16 protein-coding genes and 1 pseudogene are annotated in these 16,161 nt (G+C 63.4%); 13 read left to right on the top strand and 4 right to left on the bottom strand.

Annotation, left to right across the window (positions count from 1 at the left end; genetic code table 11):
• From VN856_RS18540 to VN856_RS18500, 9 genes are all read left to right on the top strand, one after another.
• Positions 1-541 (top strand): CoA transferase (locus VN856_RS18540; RefSeq protein ID WP_325691644.1); only part of this gene is annotated, 541 nt, incomplete at its 5' end.
• Between the two features lie 160 nt (positions 542-701).
• Positions 702-1,508, top strand: a complete 807-nt coding sequence (locus tag VN856_RS18535; RefSeq protein WP_325691642.1) for an ABC transporter permease — start codon at positions 702-704, stop codon at positions 1,506-1,508.
• A 25-nt stretch (positions 1,509-1,533) separates the two neighbouring features.
• Positions 1,534-2,391: an MlaE family ABC transporter permease gene (locus VN856_RS18530; RefSeq protein ID WP_414686995.1), complete on the top strand. Its 858-nt coding sequence runs from the start codon at positions 1,534-1,536 to the stop codon at positions 2,389-2,391.
• 12 nt (positions 2,392-2,403) lie between these two features.
• Complete coding sequence (locus VN856_RS18525; RefSeq protein ID WP_325691640.1) at positions 2,404-3,591, top strand: MCE family protein; 1,188 nt, start codon at positions 2,404-2,406, stop codon at positions 3,589-3,591.
• Entirely contained in the window at positions 3,588-4,631 is a 1,044-nt protein-coding gene (locus VN856_RS18520; RefSeq protein ID WP_325691638.1) for an MCE family protein, read from the top strand. The genes VN856_RS18525 and VN856_RS18520 overlap by 4 nt, the downstream gene beginning before the upstream one ends.
• Positions 4,631-5,749 (top strand): MlaD family protein, encoded by a 1,119-nt coding sequence (locus VN856_RS18515; protein ID WP_325691636.1) that lies wholly within the window; start codon positions 4,631-4,633, stop codon positions 5,747-5,749. Before VN856_RS18520 ends, VN856_RS18515 begins: the two co-directional genes overlap by 1 nt.
• Positions 5,746-7,176, top strand: a complete 1,431-nt coding sequence (locus VN856_RS18510; protein WP_325691634.1) for an MCE family protein — start codon at positions 5,746-5,748, stop codon at positions 7,174-7,176. The genes VN856_RS18515 and VN856_RS18510 overlap by 4 nt, the downstream gene beginning before the upstream one ends.
• A gap of 53 nt (positions 7,177-7,229) precedes the next feature.
• Positions 7,230-8,555: an MCE family protein gene (locus VN856_RS18505; protein WP_414686994.1), complete on the top strand. Its 1,326-nt coding sequence runs from the start codon at positions 7,230-7,232 to the stop codon at positions 8,553-8,555.
• Positions 8,556-10,277 (top strand): MlaD family protein, encoded by a 1,722-nt coding sequence (locus VN856_RS18500; RefSeq protein WP_325691630.1) that lies wholly within the window; start codon positions 8,556-8,558, stop codon positions 10,275-10,277. It abuts the gene before it with no gap.
• Between the two features lie 26 nt (positions 10,278-10,303).
• On the opposite strand, the gene VN856_RS18495 is transcribed toward VN856_RS18500, so the two are convergent.
• The 3 genes from VN856_RS18495 to VN856_RS18485 all read right to left on the bottom strand — a co-directional run bounded on the left by VN856_RS18495 (position 10,304) and on the right by VN856_RS18485 (position 12,221).
• A complete protein-coding gene (locus VN856_RS18495; RefSeq protein WP_325691628.1) occupies positions 10,304-10,831 on the bottom strand; it encodes a hypothetical protein in 528 nt (175 codons plus the stop codon).
• 101 nt (positions 10,832-10,932) lie between these two features.
• A complete protein-coding gene (locus VN856_RS18490) occupies positions 10,933-11,508 on the bottom strand; it encodes a twin-arginine translocation pathway signal (protein WP_325691626.1) in 576 nt (191 codons plus the stop codon).
• Positions 11,505-12,221 carry a hypothetical protein gene (locus VN856_RS18485; RefSeq protein ID WP_325691625.1) on the bottom strand — a complete coding sequence of 239 codons (717 nt, stop codon included), beginning with the start codon at positions 12,219-12,221 and terminating at the stop codon, positions 11,505-11,507. Before VN856_RS18485 ends, VN856_RS18490 begins: the two co-directional genes overlap by 4 nt.
• A gap of 245 nt (positions 12,222-12,466) precedes the next feature.
• Here VN856_RS18485 and VN856_RS18480 point away from each other — a divergent pair, with 245 nt between their 5' ends.
• Positions 12,467-12,814, top strand: a complete 348-nt coding sequence (locus VN856_RS18480) for a hypothetical protein (protein WP_325691648.1) — start codon at positions 12,467-12,469, stop codon at positions 12,812-12,814.
• Between the two features lie 27 nt (positions 12,815-12,841).
• On the opposite strand, the gene VN856_RS18475 is transcribed toward VN856_RS18480, so the two are convergent.
• Complete coding sequence (locus VN856_RS18475) at positions 12,842-13,507, bottom strand: helix-turn-helix domain-containing protein (protein WP_325691623.1); 666 nt, start codon at positions 13,505-13,507, stop codon at positions 12,842-12,844.
• Between the two features lie 210 nt (positions 13,508-13,717).
• Here VN856_RS18475 and VN856_RS18470 point away from each other — a divergent pair, with 210 nt between their 5' ends.
• From VN856_RS18470 to VN856_RS18460, 3 genes and pseudogenes are all read left to right on the top strand, one after another.
• Entirely contained in the window at positions 13,718-14,503 is a 786-nt protein-coding gene (locus tag VN856_RS18470) for a spirocyclase AveC family protein (protein ID WP_325691622.1), read from the top strand.
• Between the two features lie 13 nt (positions 14,504-14,516).
• Complete coding sequence (locus VN856_RS18465; RefSeq protein WP_414686993.1) at positions 14,517-15,710, top strand: cytochrome P450; 1,194 nt, start codon at positions 14,517-14,519, stop codon at positions 15,708-15,710.
• Between the two features lie 56 nt (positions 15,711-15,766).
• Positions 15,767-16,161 (top strand): annotated as a pseudogene (locus tag VN856_RS18460) (dihydrodipicolinate reductase); the annotation flags it as partial.

The following is a 16,161-nucleotide window of genomic DNA, read 5'->3' as shown; positions in this document are numbered from 1 at the left end:
CCACTTGAACCAGCGGATGGAGGCCTTTCCGCCCGGGGTGCACGGTTCTCCGATCAATCCGCTGGTCGGCCTTTATGCGACATCGGACGGTCGCTACATCTCGTTCGTGATGATGCAGGCCAGCAAGTTCTGGGCCGATGTCTGTCAACACGTCGACCAGCCCGAACTGGCCGACGACCCGCGATTCGACAGCGACGAGAAGATCGCGGCCAACACCGCGGAGGCCGTGCAGATACTCAGCAAGGCCATCGCCACCCGCAGTCTGACGGAATGGAGCGAACGCTTTGCCACCCTGGCCGGACCGTGGGCGCCGGTGCAGGACACCTTGCAGGCGGCCGACGACGCCCAAATCCGGGCCAACGAATATGTAGTACAGGCAGGCGAACTCGAACTGGTCGCCAACCCGGTGCAGTTCGATGTGGCCGCACCGATATCGGGACCCGCGCCGGGGTTCGCCGAGCAGACCGACGAGATCTTGATGGAACTCGGGCTCGACTGGGACCGCATCATCGAGCTCAAAACTATCGGCGCCGTCACTTAATCGGAGGTCCCTCGGTTGTCAATTTTCACTCCCGCCGCACGCGGCATGGGTCATAATCGCCGGACGCTTCCAAATGTGGGAGTTGCCCGTCCCGCCCCGCCCGGGAACGCCAACTCACGCGAACGAGATGGAGAAACCGGCGTGAGAACGGTAGGGACCCATGGCGACTAAAGGGGCGGAACGCTGGTCCACGGGGATCAGCTTGCCCAACGGTCTCTCCGGTGCGATGCAGGGCGTCGGTGGGCTTTTCGCGATGGGCGCCGACGCGATCAAGTTCACGTTCCGCAGACCGTTTCAGGCACGCGAGTTTCTGGAGCAGTCCTGGTTCATCGCGCGCGTCGCGTTGGCTCCGACCTTCCTGGTGGCCATCCCATTCACCGTCCTGATCAGCTTCATCCTCAACATTCTGTTGCGGGAATTGGGGGCTGCGGACCTCAGCGGTGCCGGTGCGGCATTCGGTGCAGTCACCCAGGTCGGCCCGCTGGTGACGGTGTTGATCGTGGCCGGCGCCGGCGCGACGGCCATGTGTGCGGACCTCGGCTCACGAACCATCCGTGAAGAGATCGACGCGATGGAGGTGCTGGGCATCAACCCGGTCCAGCGCCTGGTGACGCCCCGGATGCTTGCCGCCGGGTTGGTCGCGCTCTTGCTCAACAGCCTGGTCGTCATCATCGGAATCGTCGGCGGCTATGTGTTCTCGGTCTTCGTCCAGGACGTCAACCCCGGCGCATTCGCCGCGGGCATCACCCTGCTGACCGGGGTCCCCGAGGTCATCATCTCCTGCGTCAAGGCGGCGCTGTTCGGCATCATCGCCGGCCTCGTGGCGTGCTACCGGGGGCTGACGGTATCCGGCGGCGCCAAGGCTGTCGGCAACGCGGTCAATGAGACCGTGGTGTACGCGTTCATGGCGCTATTCGTTGTCAACGTGGTCGTTACGGCGATCGGCATCCGATTCACGACGAAGTGATGATGGGGGAGATGCCGTGACTTTAGTGAGGACGCTAAGAGCCACCTATCCGCGCACGTTTCGGGTGTTCGGTGCCTGGCGCAGGCCCGTCGGCACTCTCGCCTCGATCGGTGACCACACCGTGTTCTATGGTAAAGCGCTGGCCGGCATACCCTTCGCGGTCACCCGCTACCGGCGAGAGATCATCCGTCTGGTCGCCGAAATCAGCATGGGCGCAGGGACATTGGCGATGATCGGCGGAACGGTCGTGATTGTCGGCTTCCTGACGCTGGCCGCCGGTGGCACGCTCGCGGTACAGGGCTACAGCTCGCTGGGCAATATCGGCATCGAAGCACTCACCGGATTCTTGGCGGCATTCATCAACGTCCGTATCGCGGCGCCGGTCGTCGCGGGAATCGGATTGGCGGCCACCTTCGGCGCCGGCGTGACAGCGCAGTTGGGTGCGATGCGGATCAGCGAGGAAATCGATGCATTGGAGGCGATGGCGATCCGGCCCATCTCGTACCTTGTCAGCACCCGGATCATCGCGGGCATGCTCGCCATCACACCCCTGTACAGCATTGCCGTCATACTGTCGTTCCTGGCAAGCCAATTCACCACCGTGGTGTTGTTCGGCCAGTCGGGCGGGCTTTACAACCACTACTTCAATACCTTCCTGAACCCGATCGACTTGTTGTGGTCGTTTCTGCAGGCAGTGCTGATGGCCCTAGCCGTCCTGCTCTTGCATACGTACTACGGGTTTTTCGCGTCAGGCGGGCCAGAGGGCGTTGGGGTCGCAACCGGCAACGCGGTACGTACCTCACTCATCGTCGTGGTATCGGTAACGCTGCTTGTTTCGCTGTCGATCTACGGCTCAAACGGAAACTTCAACCTCTCGGGATAGGGAACACACTCCATGCCCCACAACGGGATACGCGCACTCACAGGACTGGTGTCGATCGCGGTTATCGTCGCGATCGTCGCCGTCGCGGTGGGCTTATTCCAGGGCAGCTTCTCCGATACCATCCCGGTGACCGTGCTGTCGCCGCGGGCCGGCCTGGTGATGAATCCCGACGCCAAGGTGAAGATGCACGGTGTGCAGGTGGGCAAGGTTGCCTCGATCGAGTCGCGACCTGACGGTCAAGCCGTCTTGCGGTTGGCGATGTATCCCTCCGAGATGCACCTGATTCCGGCCAATGTGCTCGTCGACCTCACATCGCCAACGGTGTTCGGCGCCAAGTTCGTTGAGCTCGTGCCGCCGGCGGAACCGTCAGCGCAGTCCCTGCACGCCGGTCAGGTACTCGACAGCGAACACGTGACGGTCGAGGTCAACACGGTGTTCAAGCAGCTGACCGCGGTGCTGGGCACGCTCGACCCGGCGAAGCTCAATGAGACCCTCGGTGCGGTCTCGCAGGCACTCAGCGGGCGGGGGGAAAAGATCGGCCAGGCGTTCAGCGACCTGGACTCGTTCCTGGCGAAGTTCCAGCCGTCCCTTCCCGCGCTGAGCCACGACATCGCTATGTCGGCGCCGGTATTCAAGGCCTACGGCGATGCGTCGGCGGATCTGGTCAAGACCCTTGGTAACTCGGTGAATATCAGCAAGTCGATTGTCGACGAGCAACGCAACCTTGACGCGTTCCTGATCAGCGCGATCGGTTTGGCCGACGTCGGCAATGACGTCCTGAGCGCCAACCGGAAGGGGCTGACGACGGTCTTCCACCTGCTGGCGCCGACCACCGATCTACTCAATGAATACGCACCGGCGCTGACGTGCACCTTCACTGGCGACGCAGTTCTAGCTAAGGGGCCGGTATTGCCCGAACCGAGCATCGCGATCTCGGCCAGTCTCACGTTCGGCGCCGAACGCTATCGGTACCCGGCCAACCTGCCCAAGGTTGCGGCGACGGGCGGCCCGCACTGTATGGGTCTTCCCAACCGCCCCTTCAACAGCACCGCCAAGGTTCTCATCGCAGATACCGGCTCCAACCCGGTCGTCTACGGGAATCCGCAACTGCTCCTCAACTTCGACGGGCTCAAACAGCTGTTGTATGGGCCGATTGACGGGCCACCGCGCAATCCTGCTCAGGTTGGACAACAGGGATGAGAAGCTCACTGATACCGACCCTGGTCAAGTTCGGTGTTTTTGCCGTCGTGATGTCGTTGCTCACCCTGTTTTTGTTCTTCACCTTCGGCCAATACCGCACCGGTGCGGTCACCGGCTATTCCGCGCTCTTCAACGATGCCTCACGTCTGAAGGCCGGAGACTCGGTGCGGGTTGCCGGCGTCCGGGTCGGCAGCGTCAATGGTGTTGCCCTGCAGTCGGACAAAAAGGTTCTGGTGAAGTTCGACGCGGACCGGTCCGTCGTGCTGACCGACGGCACCAAGGCGGCGGTTCGTTATCTCAACCTGGTCGGTGATCGCTACCTCGAATTGGTCGACGGGCCGGGATCGACCAAGCGGCTGCCCGCCGGGGGCCAGATCAACGTCAGTCACACCGCGCCGGCTCTTGACCTCGATCTGCTGCTCGGCGGACTGAAACCCCTCATCCACGGCCTGAATCCGCGGGACGTGAACGCACTTTCGTCGGCGCTGTTGGAAGTGTTCCAGGGTGAGGGTGGCACCTTGCAATCGCTGCTCAACAAGTCGGCGTCACTCACGAACACGTTGGCCGACAACGACCAAACGATCCAGCATCTGATCGAAAACCTCAACACCGTGGCGACAACCCTGAACAAGGACGGCGGCCAATTCTCCGGGGCAATCGATCGCCTCCAGCGGCTGGTTACGGGGCTGGCGGACGACCGCGACACTTTCGGTCCCGCCATCGACTCGTTGAGCACCGGCACAGTCACGTTGGCAGACCTGCTAGGCAAAACAAGGAAACCGCTGTCAGCCACCGTGGACCAGCTCTCCCGGTTGGCCCCGAACCTCGATGACGACAAGGACCGCCTCGACGCCGCGCTTCAGAAGGCGCCCAGAAATTATCGCAAGCTGGTCCGGCTCGGCGTCTTCGGCGCCACCATCCCATACTTCCTCTGCCAAATCACGATCCGCGGCACCGATCTGTCCGGCAAGACCGTGATAGCTCCCTGGTTCAGGTCCGATGCTCAGCGCTGCGAAGAACCGGAACCGGAGGAGCACTGATGCTGAAATACCGCGGAGCCGGGCTGATCAAAGCCGGATTCATCGGCGCCGTCCTGATCACGATGCTCATCCTGGTCGGCCTGTCGCCCGATCGGATTGTGTCGTTAGCGAGCGACGTCCGCTACCAGGCAATGTTTTCCGAGGCCGGCGGCCTTGCCACCGGCAACGCTGTGACGGTGTCGGGAATCAAAGTCGGCACGGTCTCGGATGTGGCATTGCACAACGGCGATGCCCTGGTCACATTCACGATGAAAGGCAGCGTCCCGCTCGGCAAGGACACCAGCGCGCACATTCGCACCGGCACTCTGCTGGGTGAACGCGTGCTGACCCTGGAGTCGTCCGGCAGCGGAACGATGCATCCGCTGGATGTCATCCCGATCTCCCGCACGTCGTCGCCGTATTCGCTGACCGAGGCGGTCAGTGACTTCACGGCCTACGCCGACCGGACAAACACCGCTACCTTGAACCAATCACTGGACACTTTGTCGGCAACGCTCAACCAGATCGCCCCCCAGTTGGGACCGACCTTCGACGCGGTCAGCCGGTTCTCGCAGAGCCTCAACGCCCGCAACACGAGTCTGGCCGACCTGTTCAAGAGTGCCAGCGCTCTCACCGGCATCCTGTCCGAACGCAGTCAACAGGTCAACAAGCTCATTCTCAACTCCGACGATCTGCTGCAGGTCTTGGCGGGGCGGCGGAACGAGATCGTTCAACTGCTGGCCGCTACGTCGGCGGTGTCCAAGCAGCTGTCCGGGTTGGTGCATGACAACGAGAGTAAGTTGGCGCCCGCGCTGCAGAAGCTCAATTCGGTGACCTCGGTGCTGGAAAAGAACCGCGACAACGTCGAGAAAGCATTGCCCGGTCTCGCGAAATTCGAGATCACGGTGGGTGAGGCTATCTCCAGTATGTACGCCTACTCCGCTTTCGTGCCGAACTTCCTTGTCCCGCAAATCTTCCAGCCGTTCCTCGATTACCTCTGGGGATTCCGCACCTTCGACACCACTCGCGGTCCGGGCTTCCCGTCGCCGGTACCGCGGTCGTTGGTCCCGCAGCTGTACAACGGTGCACCGGAGTGCCCTGGCTGCACCTTGGGTGGCCGGATTGGGGGAGGGCAGTGATCTCCCGGCTTCCACGAAACCGGCTCACGACCATCGCCGCGGTAGTCCTGGCGGGGCTTCTCGTTGCCGGCGCGGCCTTCCTGGTCCGACAGATCTTTTTCGGCCCGAAGACCATCACCGCGTATTTCACCTCGGCCACCGCGATCTATCCCGGCGACCAGGTTCGGGTCTCGGGTGTCAAAGTCGGCACCATCAAATCCATTGAGCCGCAGGGTAAGACGGCGAAGATGACCTTGCACGTCGACCACGACGTGCCTATTCCGGCGGACGCGAAAGCGGTTATCGTCACCCAGAACTTGGTGGCCGCCCGCTACGTTGAGCTCACTCCCTCCTACCGGACCAGCGGCCCGGTCATGGCTGACGGCGCGGTGATACCGGTCGAGCACACGGCCGTTCCGGTGGAGTGGGACGAGGTCAAATCCCAATTGATGCGGTTGGCAACGGATTTGGGTCCCAATGCCAAGGTGTCGACACCGTCGATATCCCGATTCATCGACAGCGCCGCCAACGCGCTAGACGGTAATAACGGCGAGAAGTTGCGCCAGACGCTGGCTCAACTGTCCGGGGTGGCGCGGACCATCGCGAACGGCAGCGGCAACATCGTCGATATCATCAAGAACCTGCAGATCTTCGTCACCGCGCTGCGCGACAGCAACATTCAGATGGTGCAGTTCAACAACCGGTTGGCCACGCTTACCAGCGTGGTCAACGACAGCAAATCCGATCTGGACGCGGCGCTCACCGACCTCTCGAGCGCGGTGGGCGAGGTGCAGCGATTCATCGCCGGGACTCGCGACGAGGCGAGCGAGCAGATTGACCGATTGGGTAAGGCCATCCAGCCTCTCGTCGATCAGCACATGGCTCTGGAGAACATCCTGCACGGCGCGCCGACCGCGCTGAGCAACTTCTTCAACGACTACAACGCCGACACCGGAACGATCGTGGGCGGGTTCGGGATCGCGGACTTCGCGAATCCCACGCAGTCCGGGTTGCTGCTTCCGCTACCGGTACCGGGGTGCGCCCAAGTCCAAGCGATCGAGAACGTCACCTCAACCGAGTCCGGGAAGCTGTGCTCGCTGTTCCTCGGTCCGGGTTTGCGGGTGCTGAACTTCAACAGCCTGCCGATCCCGATCGATCCGTTCATCCAGAAGTCGGTCGACCCGGCCAACGTCGAGTACAGCGAAGCGCGCCTGGCGCCCGGCGGCGCGGGCCCGAAGCCCGGACCGCCCGAAACCCCGCCGGCCATTTCGGCGTGGACCGGTCTGAACGGTGACTCGGTGGTGCCCGGCCCGGCGCCGTCGGTGCCGCTGCCCCGGATACCGGGCGCGGCGATGCCGGAGCCGCCACCGCCGTCGACGGTCGAGGCGCCGCCACCGGCACCGAGCCTGCCGGGCATGCTGCTGCCGGCCGAAGCGGGCCAGCCGTGAGCGCCCGGATTGCCCTGCGGCGAGTGCTCGCCATTGGATGTTGTGTGATGCTGATGAGCACCGGCTGCGCGTTCCACGGCCTGAACTCGCTGCCGCTACCCGGGGCAGTGGGCCGCGGGCCGGACGCCGACATCTATCACGTCGAACTGGCGAATGTCATTACCATGGAGTCGAATTCGCCGGTGATGATCGACGATGTCGTGGTTGGCAGTGTAGGCCCGATGACGGTGAAAGACTGGCACGCGGACGTCCAGATCTCGGTCAAGCACGGTCTCGCCATCCCCGCCAACGTGGAAGCCAGCATCGGTCAAACCAGCCTGTTGGGGTCCATGCACCTAGAGCTCAATCCGCCAGTTGGCCAGCCCGGTGTGGGCCGGCTACGTCCGGGCACCACCATCCCGCTGAGTCGATCGTCGACGTATCCCTCGACCGAGCAAACGCTGTCGTCGCTGTCGCTCGTCGTCAACGGTGGGGGGCTCGGGCAGATCGGGGAGATCATCCACAATTTCAGCGCCGCGCTAGCCGGACGGGGGAGTGCCGTTCGCGACTTGATCAATCGCTTCGACACGTTCGTGGGGACGCTCGACCAACAACGCGACGACATCGTCGCGTCCATTCAGGCGCTGGACCAGATCGGCGGCACCTTCGCGGCTCAGCGCGACGTCATCACCCAGGCGCTGCGTAAGTTACCGCCCGCGCTCGATGTACTGATCAAGGAGCGGCCACGCCTGACGGCCGCATTGGAGGAGTTGCGCAAGTTCAGCAACACGGCCAACGGGCTGATCAAGGACACCCAGGCCGACTTGGTCAGAAATCTGAACAATCTTGGGCCGACCGTCAAGGGACTCGCCGATGTCGGACCGGACATCGATACGGCGCTCGCAGCGTTGTCGGTCTTCCCGTTCACCCAGAACTTCGTCGACCGTGCGGTTCGGGGCGACTACTTCAACCTGCACGTCCAGTTGGACCTTTCGATCCCGCGGCTCAAGCGGGGCCTGTTCCTCGGGACGCACTGGGGACAGCTCGGGGAACAGCAGATACCCGCGCCGGGGGACCCGCCGTACCTGCAGTACACACGTGATCCATTGCACGGGGGCTTCGGGCCGCCGCCTGGTCGCCCAGGGCTGCCGGCCGGCGTACCTCCGGCAGGGCCCCAGGCGCCGCCACCGCCCGGCGTACCGCCGGCAGGGCCCCAGGCGCCGCCACCGCCCGGCCCCGCTCAGCCCAATCTCCAGTTCAGCGCTCCGCTGCCGGGACCGGCCGCCGCACCGCCAGGGTTTGGTCCGCTGCCCGGACCTGCGGCCGCACCGCCACCGGGGCCGGTCGCGCCGAATGCCGCACCGCCACCGGTGATTCCGCCGACGGAGGGGAGCAGGTAGATGCTGACGCGCTTCGTTCGGATTCAGCTGCTGATCTTCACGATCGTCGGGATCGTCGGTGTGATCGCGATGGCCCTGTTCTACGTGCAGGCGCCGACCCTGCTCGGTATCGGCCGGATGACGGTCACCCTCGAGCTGCCGGCGACTGGTGGTCTGTACCGGTTCTCCAACGTGACCTACCGCGGAGTGCAGGTCGGCAAGGTCACTGCGGTGTCGCTTACCGCGAAGGGCGCCAAAGCGACGCTGTCGCTGGGCACTTCGCCCAAGATCCCGGCGAACCTGCAAGCCGCGGTGATGAGCGTCTCCGCCGTGGGCGAGCAGTATGTGGACTTGCAGCCGCGCACCGACGCAGGGCCGTATCTGCAGAACGGCTCGGTGATTGCCATGCACGACACCACGATTCCGCAGGCGGTCGGGCCGATGCTCGATCAGGTGAACGCTTTGGTGAAAAGCCTTCCCAAGAACAAGATCGGGCAACTGCTCGACGAGTCTTTCCAGGCCTTCAACGGGGCCGGATACGATTTGGGCTCACTGTCGGATGCGGCGTCGCGAATCTCCGCCGACTCCAACAGTATTGTCGACCGCACGCGCGCCCTCACCGAAGACTCACAGCCGCTGCTGAACGCGCAGGCGCAGACGACCGACTCGATCCGGACATGGGCGCACAGCCTGGCCGGGATTTCCGATGTGCTGGCCAACGACGATTCCCGAATCCGCACGATTTTGCGGGACGGCCCGGGGGCGTTGGATGAGGCGTCACGGCTCTTCGCGCAGATCAAGCCGACGTTGCCGGTGTTGCTTGCCAACCTGACCACGATCGGGCAGATCGGCGTTACCTACCACCCCTCGATCGAACAGCTGCTGGTGCTGCTGCCGGCGGCCGTTGCCTACGAGCAAACGGCGCAGGGCCAGAACTGGCCCGACGGTCAGGCCAGGGGCGACTTCGCGCTCACGGTTGACGATCCGCCGATTTGCACGGTCGGCTTCTTGCCGCAGAACATGTGGCGATCCCCGGCCGACACCTCCGACATGGACACGCCCGACGGGTTGTATTGCAAACTGCCGCAGGATTCGCCGCTTGCGGTTCGCGGCGCCCGCAACTATCCGTGCATGGGGCACCCCGGAAAGCGCGCGCCCACCGTCGAAATCTGCAACAGCGACAAGCCGTTCATGCCGTTGGCGATGCGCCAGCATGTGCTCGGCCCGTCACCCCTGGATCCCAACTTGCTTGCCCAGGGCATACCGCCGGACGACCGGGCCACCGCGGACAAGAGGATTTTCGGCCCGGTCGAGGGAACACCGCTGCCGCTGGGAGCCATCCCGCGCGGAACGCCCGCGGGACCGCGGGGAGCAACTCCGCCGCCGGGCACGCTGGGCGCTGCCGCACCGCCGGCGCCGTCATCGGTGGCGCCCCCGGCTGCCAACATGTCGACTCGGTCGGGAGATTTTCCGTCGATAGCGCCACTCGACGTCGCGCCGCCGCCGACCATGCACCGGCCGCCTACGCCTCCGAAACCACCGGCGGTGATCGACGGAGGGCGACCGCAGGCGGCCCCAAGTTCTTTCGGTGCCAAGGAGATTAAGCCCGTGCCGTCAGTCGCGGTTGCCTCGTACGACCCGCGTACCGGTCGTTATCTCACTCCGGACGGGAAGTATTACCAGCAGTCGGATCTGGCAACCTCGTCGGCGCCCAAGAAGTGGCAAGACCTGTTACCGACATAAACGACGGCTGATCGGTCGACCGCCGGTCAGCCGATCTTGTCCAGCCGCATCGGCAGCTCGATGGTGAGCCATTGGTTCTGCCCGCAGGCGCCGCTCGGGCCGATCGTCTTGTTCTTGCCGGCCATCACCGGCGATCCGAGTTTTAACTCACCGGTGCCCTCGGGATCGGCGGGATAGAACGAGAAAGTCTGCTTTCCGGTGAACGCCGTGCCGTCTTCGCACCGCTCCCAGTTCGGAATTTCATGTTTGGCGTACCACAGGGTCCCGTCCCGCATGTATAAACGGGCACTCCAGCCCTCGTCGCTTCTCACCGTGCCGTCGCAATTCTGGAAGCTGGTGCATGTGGAGTTCAGGGTCCAGGTTTGTACGGTCGTCGGCTCGCCGTTGTACTGATCGTTGATCTTGGCCCAGTTACCGATCGACGTGACGCGGTATGTCCCGTTGATCGCGACTTCTTCCTTGGTATACGCCCGAGCCGTAAATGCCGGACCCACAAAGCCAACTGCACTGGTAGCCAACAGCATTGCCGTGGCAACTGTTCCAAGTGGTCGCATCGTCTACTCCTCGACGCGCGCCGGTAGCGGCGTTCTCGCCTGACGAGAATAACACCGCCAGGTTCGGCGTGAAGTGGGTTCGAATGAGAAGACGGCAGCGCTCATGCCGCCGGATCCAATTTCGAGATCAGCCACGAACCGTTGACCTTCGCGAGCGTTATTCGCACGCTACTCGGCGTGATCAACGGTTGCGGCTTGTCCTTACCCGTCGTGGCCTCGTTGAGGAACACCAGCACTACGGCCGAGTTCGGCCCCAGTTCGGACACGGCCGCCCTCATCACTGTGGCGGTTTGCGCCAGGTGCTTCTGCTGGACCGTCGGTATGACGATCGCTTTGGTGAATTTGTCGTAGTAGGCGAGAAAATCGCCGGTGAGATGTGATCTCGCTCTGGCGAAGTCGCGGTCCATGTTCTCGCTCGAGTAGGACAGCGCCGCAACTGCGCCGTCGGACGCCGCTCGGATCGCCCGCTGGGCCGCGGCGTCGTCGATCTGTCGATCCGGACGGTATTGAAGAACGAATAAGCACGCCGCTAGTCCCACCGCGGCGATGACCGACGCTGTCAGAAGGATCGAACCCCAGTGCGCGAGAAGGCGGGAGGCAACCCGATCGACCTTCGAGTCCGGATCCACGTCGGCGGTCTCGGCATCGTTGAGCGGCGACCCTGATTCGGAATTCATTGGACGAAATCAAGTTTCGACATCTTGAGCCGATCCCCGTCCCGATCGATATTGACACTGAGTCGCCAGAAGACCGGTGGCCGCACCGACTTGTCAGGGTTGATGGTGTCGGATTTCGCGACTACCAAAACGACCGCTGAATTATCCGTCATCGACTCGACCGCGGCATCTTGCACGGTGGCCTTCGTGGTGACCTGCGCATCCTGGGCATTCTTCGCCATGTAGCCCGACGTCGCTTCCAGCTGGCTCTTGAGCGCTCCCGTCGCGTCGTCGATGGAGTGCTGGAGATTCTCCGCGGCGTGCGCGGGGTCAATCGACATCAGCGTTGCGACTTCCTCCCGGGCGGCCGCGGCAAACTCCGCCGCGTGCTGCTGACGCTGCACGAGTGTGCGGTGCTGCCAGACGATGTAACCGCTGGCAGCCAGCGAGGCGCAGATGACGACGACCGCGGCTGCGACACCCACCGCTTTGCGGGTAGGACGACGGAGCCGCCATCGCCACCGAGGCCTCGACCGCCAGCGAGCCGGCTTGGCCTCGGCATCGTCAGCCTCGTCGGTCTGTCCGCGTGAACCGTCCTCGGCCTCCCGACGCAATTCGGCCGCGCGTGCTCGTGCGGCCTCGGCGCGCTCCTCGGCGCGAACGAGCTCTTCTTCTGCTGCCGCGAGCGAATCCGGAGCTTCGGTGGTCGATGGGTCGGCGTCGGAGTCCGTCACTGGTACTGGGCAATCGCCGGCGCAAGCGCACCGCGACTTACGGCTCGTTCCGGACTACACACGGAGAATCACGTTATCACCCCAAAGTCGCTGGCCGGACGGGGTATGACGACGCTCGACGTAGTCCGCCCACTGCCGTTGATGATCTTCTCCGAATAAGAGAATTTTCTTATCGCCCATGCAAAAATATTGCGGTGCGCTTCATCGTGGCGGTCGTGGCTGCGCTGATCGGAGTCGGCGTGTTGATGCCGCCGACGGCTGCCGCGGGGCCGACCGTCTGCGATTACCCGGCCTGCACTCCCGGCATCGCCCCGAACATGGTGCTGGGCGCGCCGTGCGACAACACCACCTACTACGCCTTTGGGGTATCCGGCGGTTATGTGCCCGCCACCCAACCCGGACGGCTGATGTTCTGCGGCTCGCCGAGGCGTTACCAGCCGCGCTGGTTCCGCTCACCGCCGATGGCGGGCATCAAAGAAGAGAACACCGACTGCCACCTGTTCAACAACTACGTCGCGCAGGGGCCCGACGGACTGTTCTTGATCTGCATCGCGCAGCAAGGTCACGCATTCTGGACCCGCGCAGATACTTAAGTCACTGCGCCACAGCACATTTGCTGGTCAGTCCTGTCGATGCAGGAATCCGTGCAGAATCGCTTGGACGAGTTCATCGACGATGGCTTCTCTCGACGGTTGCTCGGACCCGAAATAGGTCGACCGTAATGCGGCCATGCCGGCAATCATGGCGACTGTCGAGTGAGCCGGCAGGTCGGGGCGGCTGGTACGCATGCCGCGGATGCGCATGCCTTCCGCGCCGATCTGGCTAAGCACGGTGAGTGCTCTCCTGATGTCGGCGATGCCCGTTTCGGCCAGCTCCTCCGGGCTGAGGATGTCAGCGGCCATGAGTGTCAAGAGCAGCCCCTGGTGCTCGACGAAGAGGTCGTAGAGCTGCCCGACGAAGCGGCGCGCCATTTCCTCTTCGTCGGCCTCCTCGTGGACGACCAACTCCCACGTGCGGCCGAAGTCGTCGACGAATTCGGTGAACGGCAAGACGAGGGCTTCTCGGAACAGGCCCGCTTTCGAACCGAAATTGCGAAACAGCAGATGCTCGGTAACGCCTGCGGCTTCGGCGATTTCACGTGTCGTGGTGCTGCGGTAGTCCTGGCGGGCGAAGAGGTCGCGGGCGGCGGCGAGCAGAAGCTTGCGTGGTTCACCCCGCGGCCGGCGCGATCCCGAAGCCGGGGTTACGGCCTCGACCGGCTTTCTGGCGGAAGAACGCTGAGGCAAGGGTGTCCACTCCTCGGGCCGAATCTGGTGGTTGACTGTTTATAGGATAGTCGTCACTATCTAAAGGGTTGTATTTTTCACAGGAGAGGTGTTGGGCGTGGGTGCTGTGATCATGCTAGGCACGTTATTTGGATTAATAGCTCTAGTGTTCGGCCTGGTTCTCCGCTTCGATCCGGAAGCGCGGCACACTCCGAGCAGCGCCGGCCGCCCGTGAACGCGAAGATGACGCCCCTGCTGGAGGGGCAGATGTACTTCGCCTATGTCTCGGGGATCGCCTTTATCCTGATCGGGGCCTATCTCAGCTACCGTCGCCGACGCGTGCACCCATTGCTTCTGCTGAGCATCTCCGCGCTCTCGTTCTCCTGGATCGAGTCGCCCTATGACTGGGCGATGTACGCACAGTTTCCGCCCGGTCTGCCCCGGATGCCGTCGTGGTGGCCGCTGAACGTGACGTGGGGCGGGCTGCCGTCGTCGGTACCCATCGGTTACGTCTCCTACTTTGTTCTTCCCGCTCTGATCGGCGCCGCACTCGGCCGATGGCTGAGCGCAAAATTCAACTGGCGCAGGCCAATTACCCTCCTCACGGTCGGCCTGCTGGTGGGTTTCTGCTGGGCTTTCGTGTTCAACGCCATTACCGGCGCCCACTTCGGCAACTTCTACTACGGCTACGTGATTCCCGGACTTGCGATATTCGAGGGAACCAAACACCAGTACCCGCTGTACGACTCGTTGGCCATGGGCATCGAGATGATGGTCTTCACGTACCTGCTCGGGCGCACCGATGCCGAAGGCCGAAACGTCATCGACATGTGGGCCGACAAGAAATCGAAAACCCGCCTGCAGTCTTCGGTGCTGTCCATAGTTGCCGTCATCGTGGTCGGCCACCTGGTCTACGGCTCGGTGTTCGCGCCGCATCTCATTACGAAGTTGGGCGGTTGGGTGACCGCAGGACCCACCGAGCAGCTGTTCCCCGGCACGCCCAACCAGCCCCGCTAGCAGAAGGTTGATCTTGAGCAATCCGACAGTCGATTTGTATTACGACCCGTATGACCACGCGATCGACGACGACCCCTATCCGGTGTGGAAACGGATGCGCGCCGAGGCCCCGCTGTATTACAACGACAAGTACAACTTCTACGCGCTCAGTCGCTATGAGGATGTCTCACCTGCACTGCACGACTGGGAGACCTATCGTTCGGGAAGAGGCACCACCGCCGACGTCTTGTTCAGCGGCATCGACATACCGCCCGGCATCCTGCTATGGGAAGACCCGCCGCTGCACGACCTGCACCGGCGCCTGTTGTCGCGGGTTTTCACCCCCCGCCGCATGTTGGCGGTCGAGGGGCTGGTACGTGACTTGTGTTCGCGTGCACTGGATCCGCTGCGCGACCAGGACGGTTTCGACTTCGTCACCGACCTGGGCGCGATCATGCCGATGCGGACGATCGGCTACCTGCTCGGTATTCCCGAGGAAGGGCAGCAACAGATCCGTGAGCGCAACGATAAGAGCATCACGGTCGAATCCGGGGGCACTCTACTGAGCGCGACAACTCTGGAAGAGTCGATCGGACAGTTCGCCGATTACATCGAGTGGCGGGCGACGCACCCTTCCGATGACCTGATGACCGAGCTGCTCAACGCACACGTGGAAGAACCGGACGGAACCATGCGCCCGCTCGACCGCGGTGAGGTGGTCGCTTACACCGCGATGATCGCCGGCGCGGGCGGTGAAACCACCGCTCGACTGATCGGGTTCATGGGTGAGTTGCTCGGCGAAAATCCCGATCAGAGAAGGGAACTCGTCGCCGATCCCTCGCTGATCCCGTCAGCGGTCGAGGAGACGCTGCGTTACGAGCCGCCGTCGCCGGTGCAGGGGCGTTACGTCGCCCAGGACACCGAGCTCTACGGGCAGACCGTAGCCGAAGGGTCCTACATGCTGTTGCTCAACGCGTCGGCTAATCGTGACGAGACACACTTTCCCGATCCCGATCGCTATGACATCCACCGCAAGGCAGCACATTTGAGCTTCGGACAAGGTTTGCATTTCTGCCTCGGCTCATCGCTGGCCCGGCTGGAAGCGCGGGTCGCGTTCGAGGAAGTGCTCAAGCGCTGGACCGATTGGGACGTCGACTACGAGCACGCCAGCAGGGCGCGGACCTCCAGCGTACGGGGCTGGGCCCGGCTGCCGGTCAAGATCGCATAGCAAGGCGGCGAAGATCGCCTGCAAAATAGGAGATTTGACGAATTCAGGAGGAACAGATGACCGCAGGCAAGCACCGCGTGGTGGTATGGGCGACCGGAGGGATCGGGTCGATCGCCATTCGCACCGTCACCAACCGCCCCGACCTCGAGCTGGTCGGAGTTTGGGTGCACTCCGACGAGAAGGTGGGCAAGGATGCCGGCGAGCTGGCCAACGGCGATCCCATCGGTGTAGCCGCGACCAACGATGCTGATGCGCTGATCGCCCTCAAGCCTGACTGCGTGATCTATGCGGCCGCCGGACCCGAACGCGACGCCCTCGCGATCCCCGACTACGTGAAACTGCTTGCAGCAGGCGTCAACGTCGTCACCACCAGCACCACCCGGCTGGTCAATCCGCACGCCTACGAGCCCGCCGAGTGGCGCGAGCAACTGGTCACCGCGGCCAAGCAAGG

It is taken from the genome of Mycobacterium sp. (assembly GCF_035603715.1).
Classification (GTDB): domain Bacteria; phylum Actinomycetota; class Actinomycetes; order Mycobacteriales; family Mycobacteriaceae; genus Mycobacterium.
This window is presented reverse-complemented; position numbering and strand designations above follow the sequence as displayed.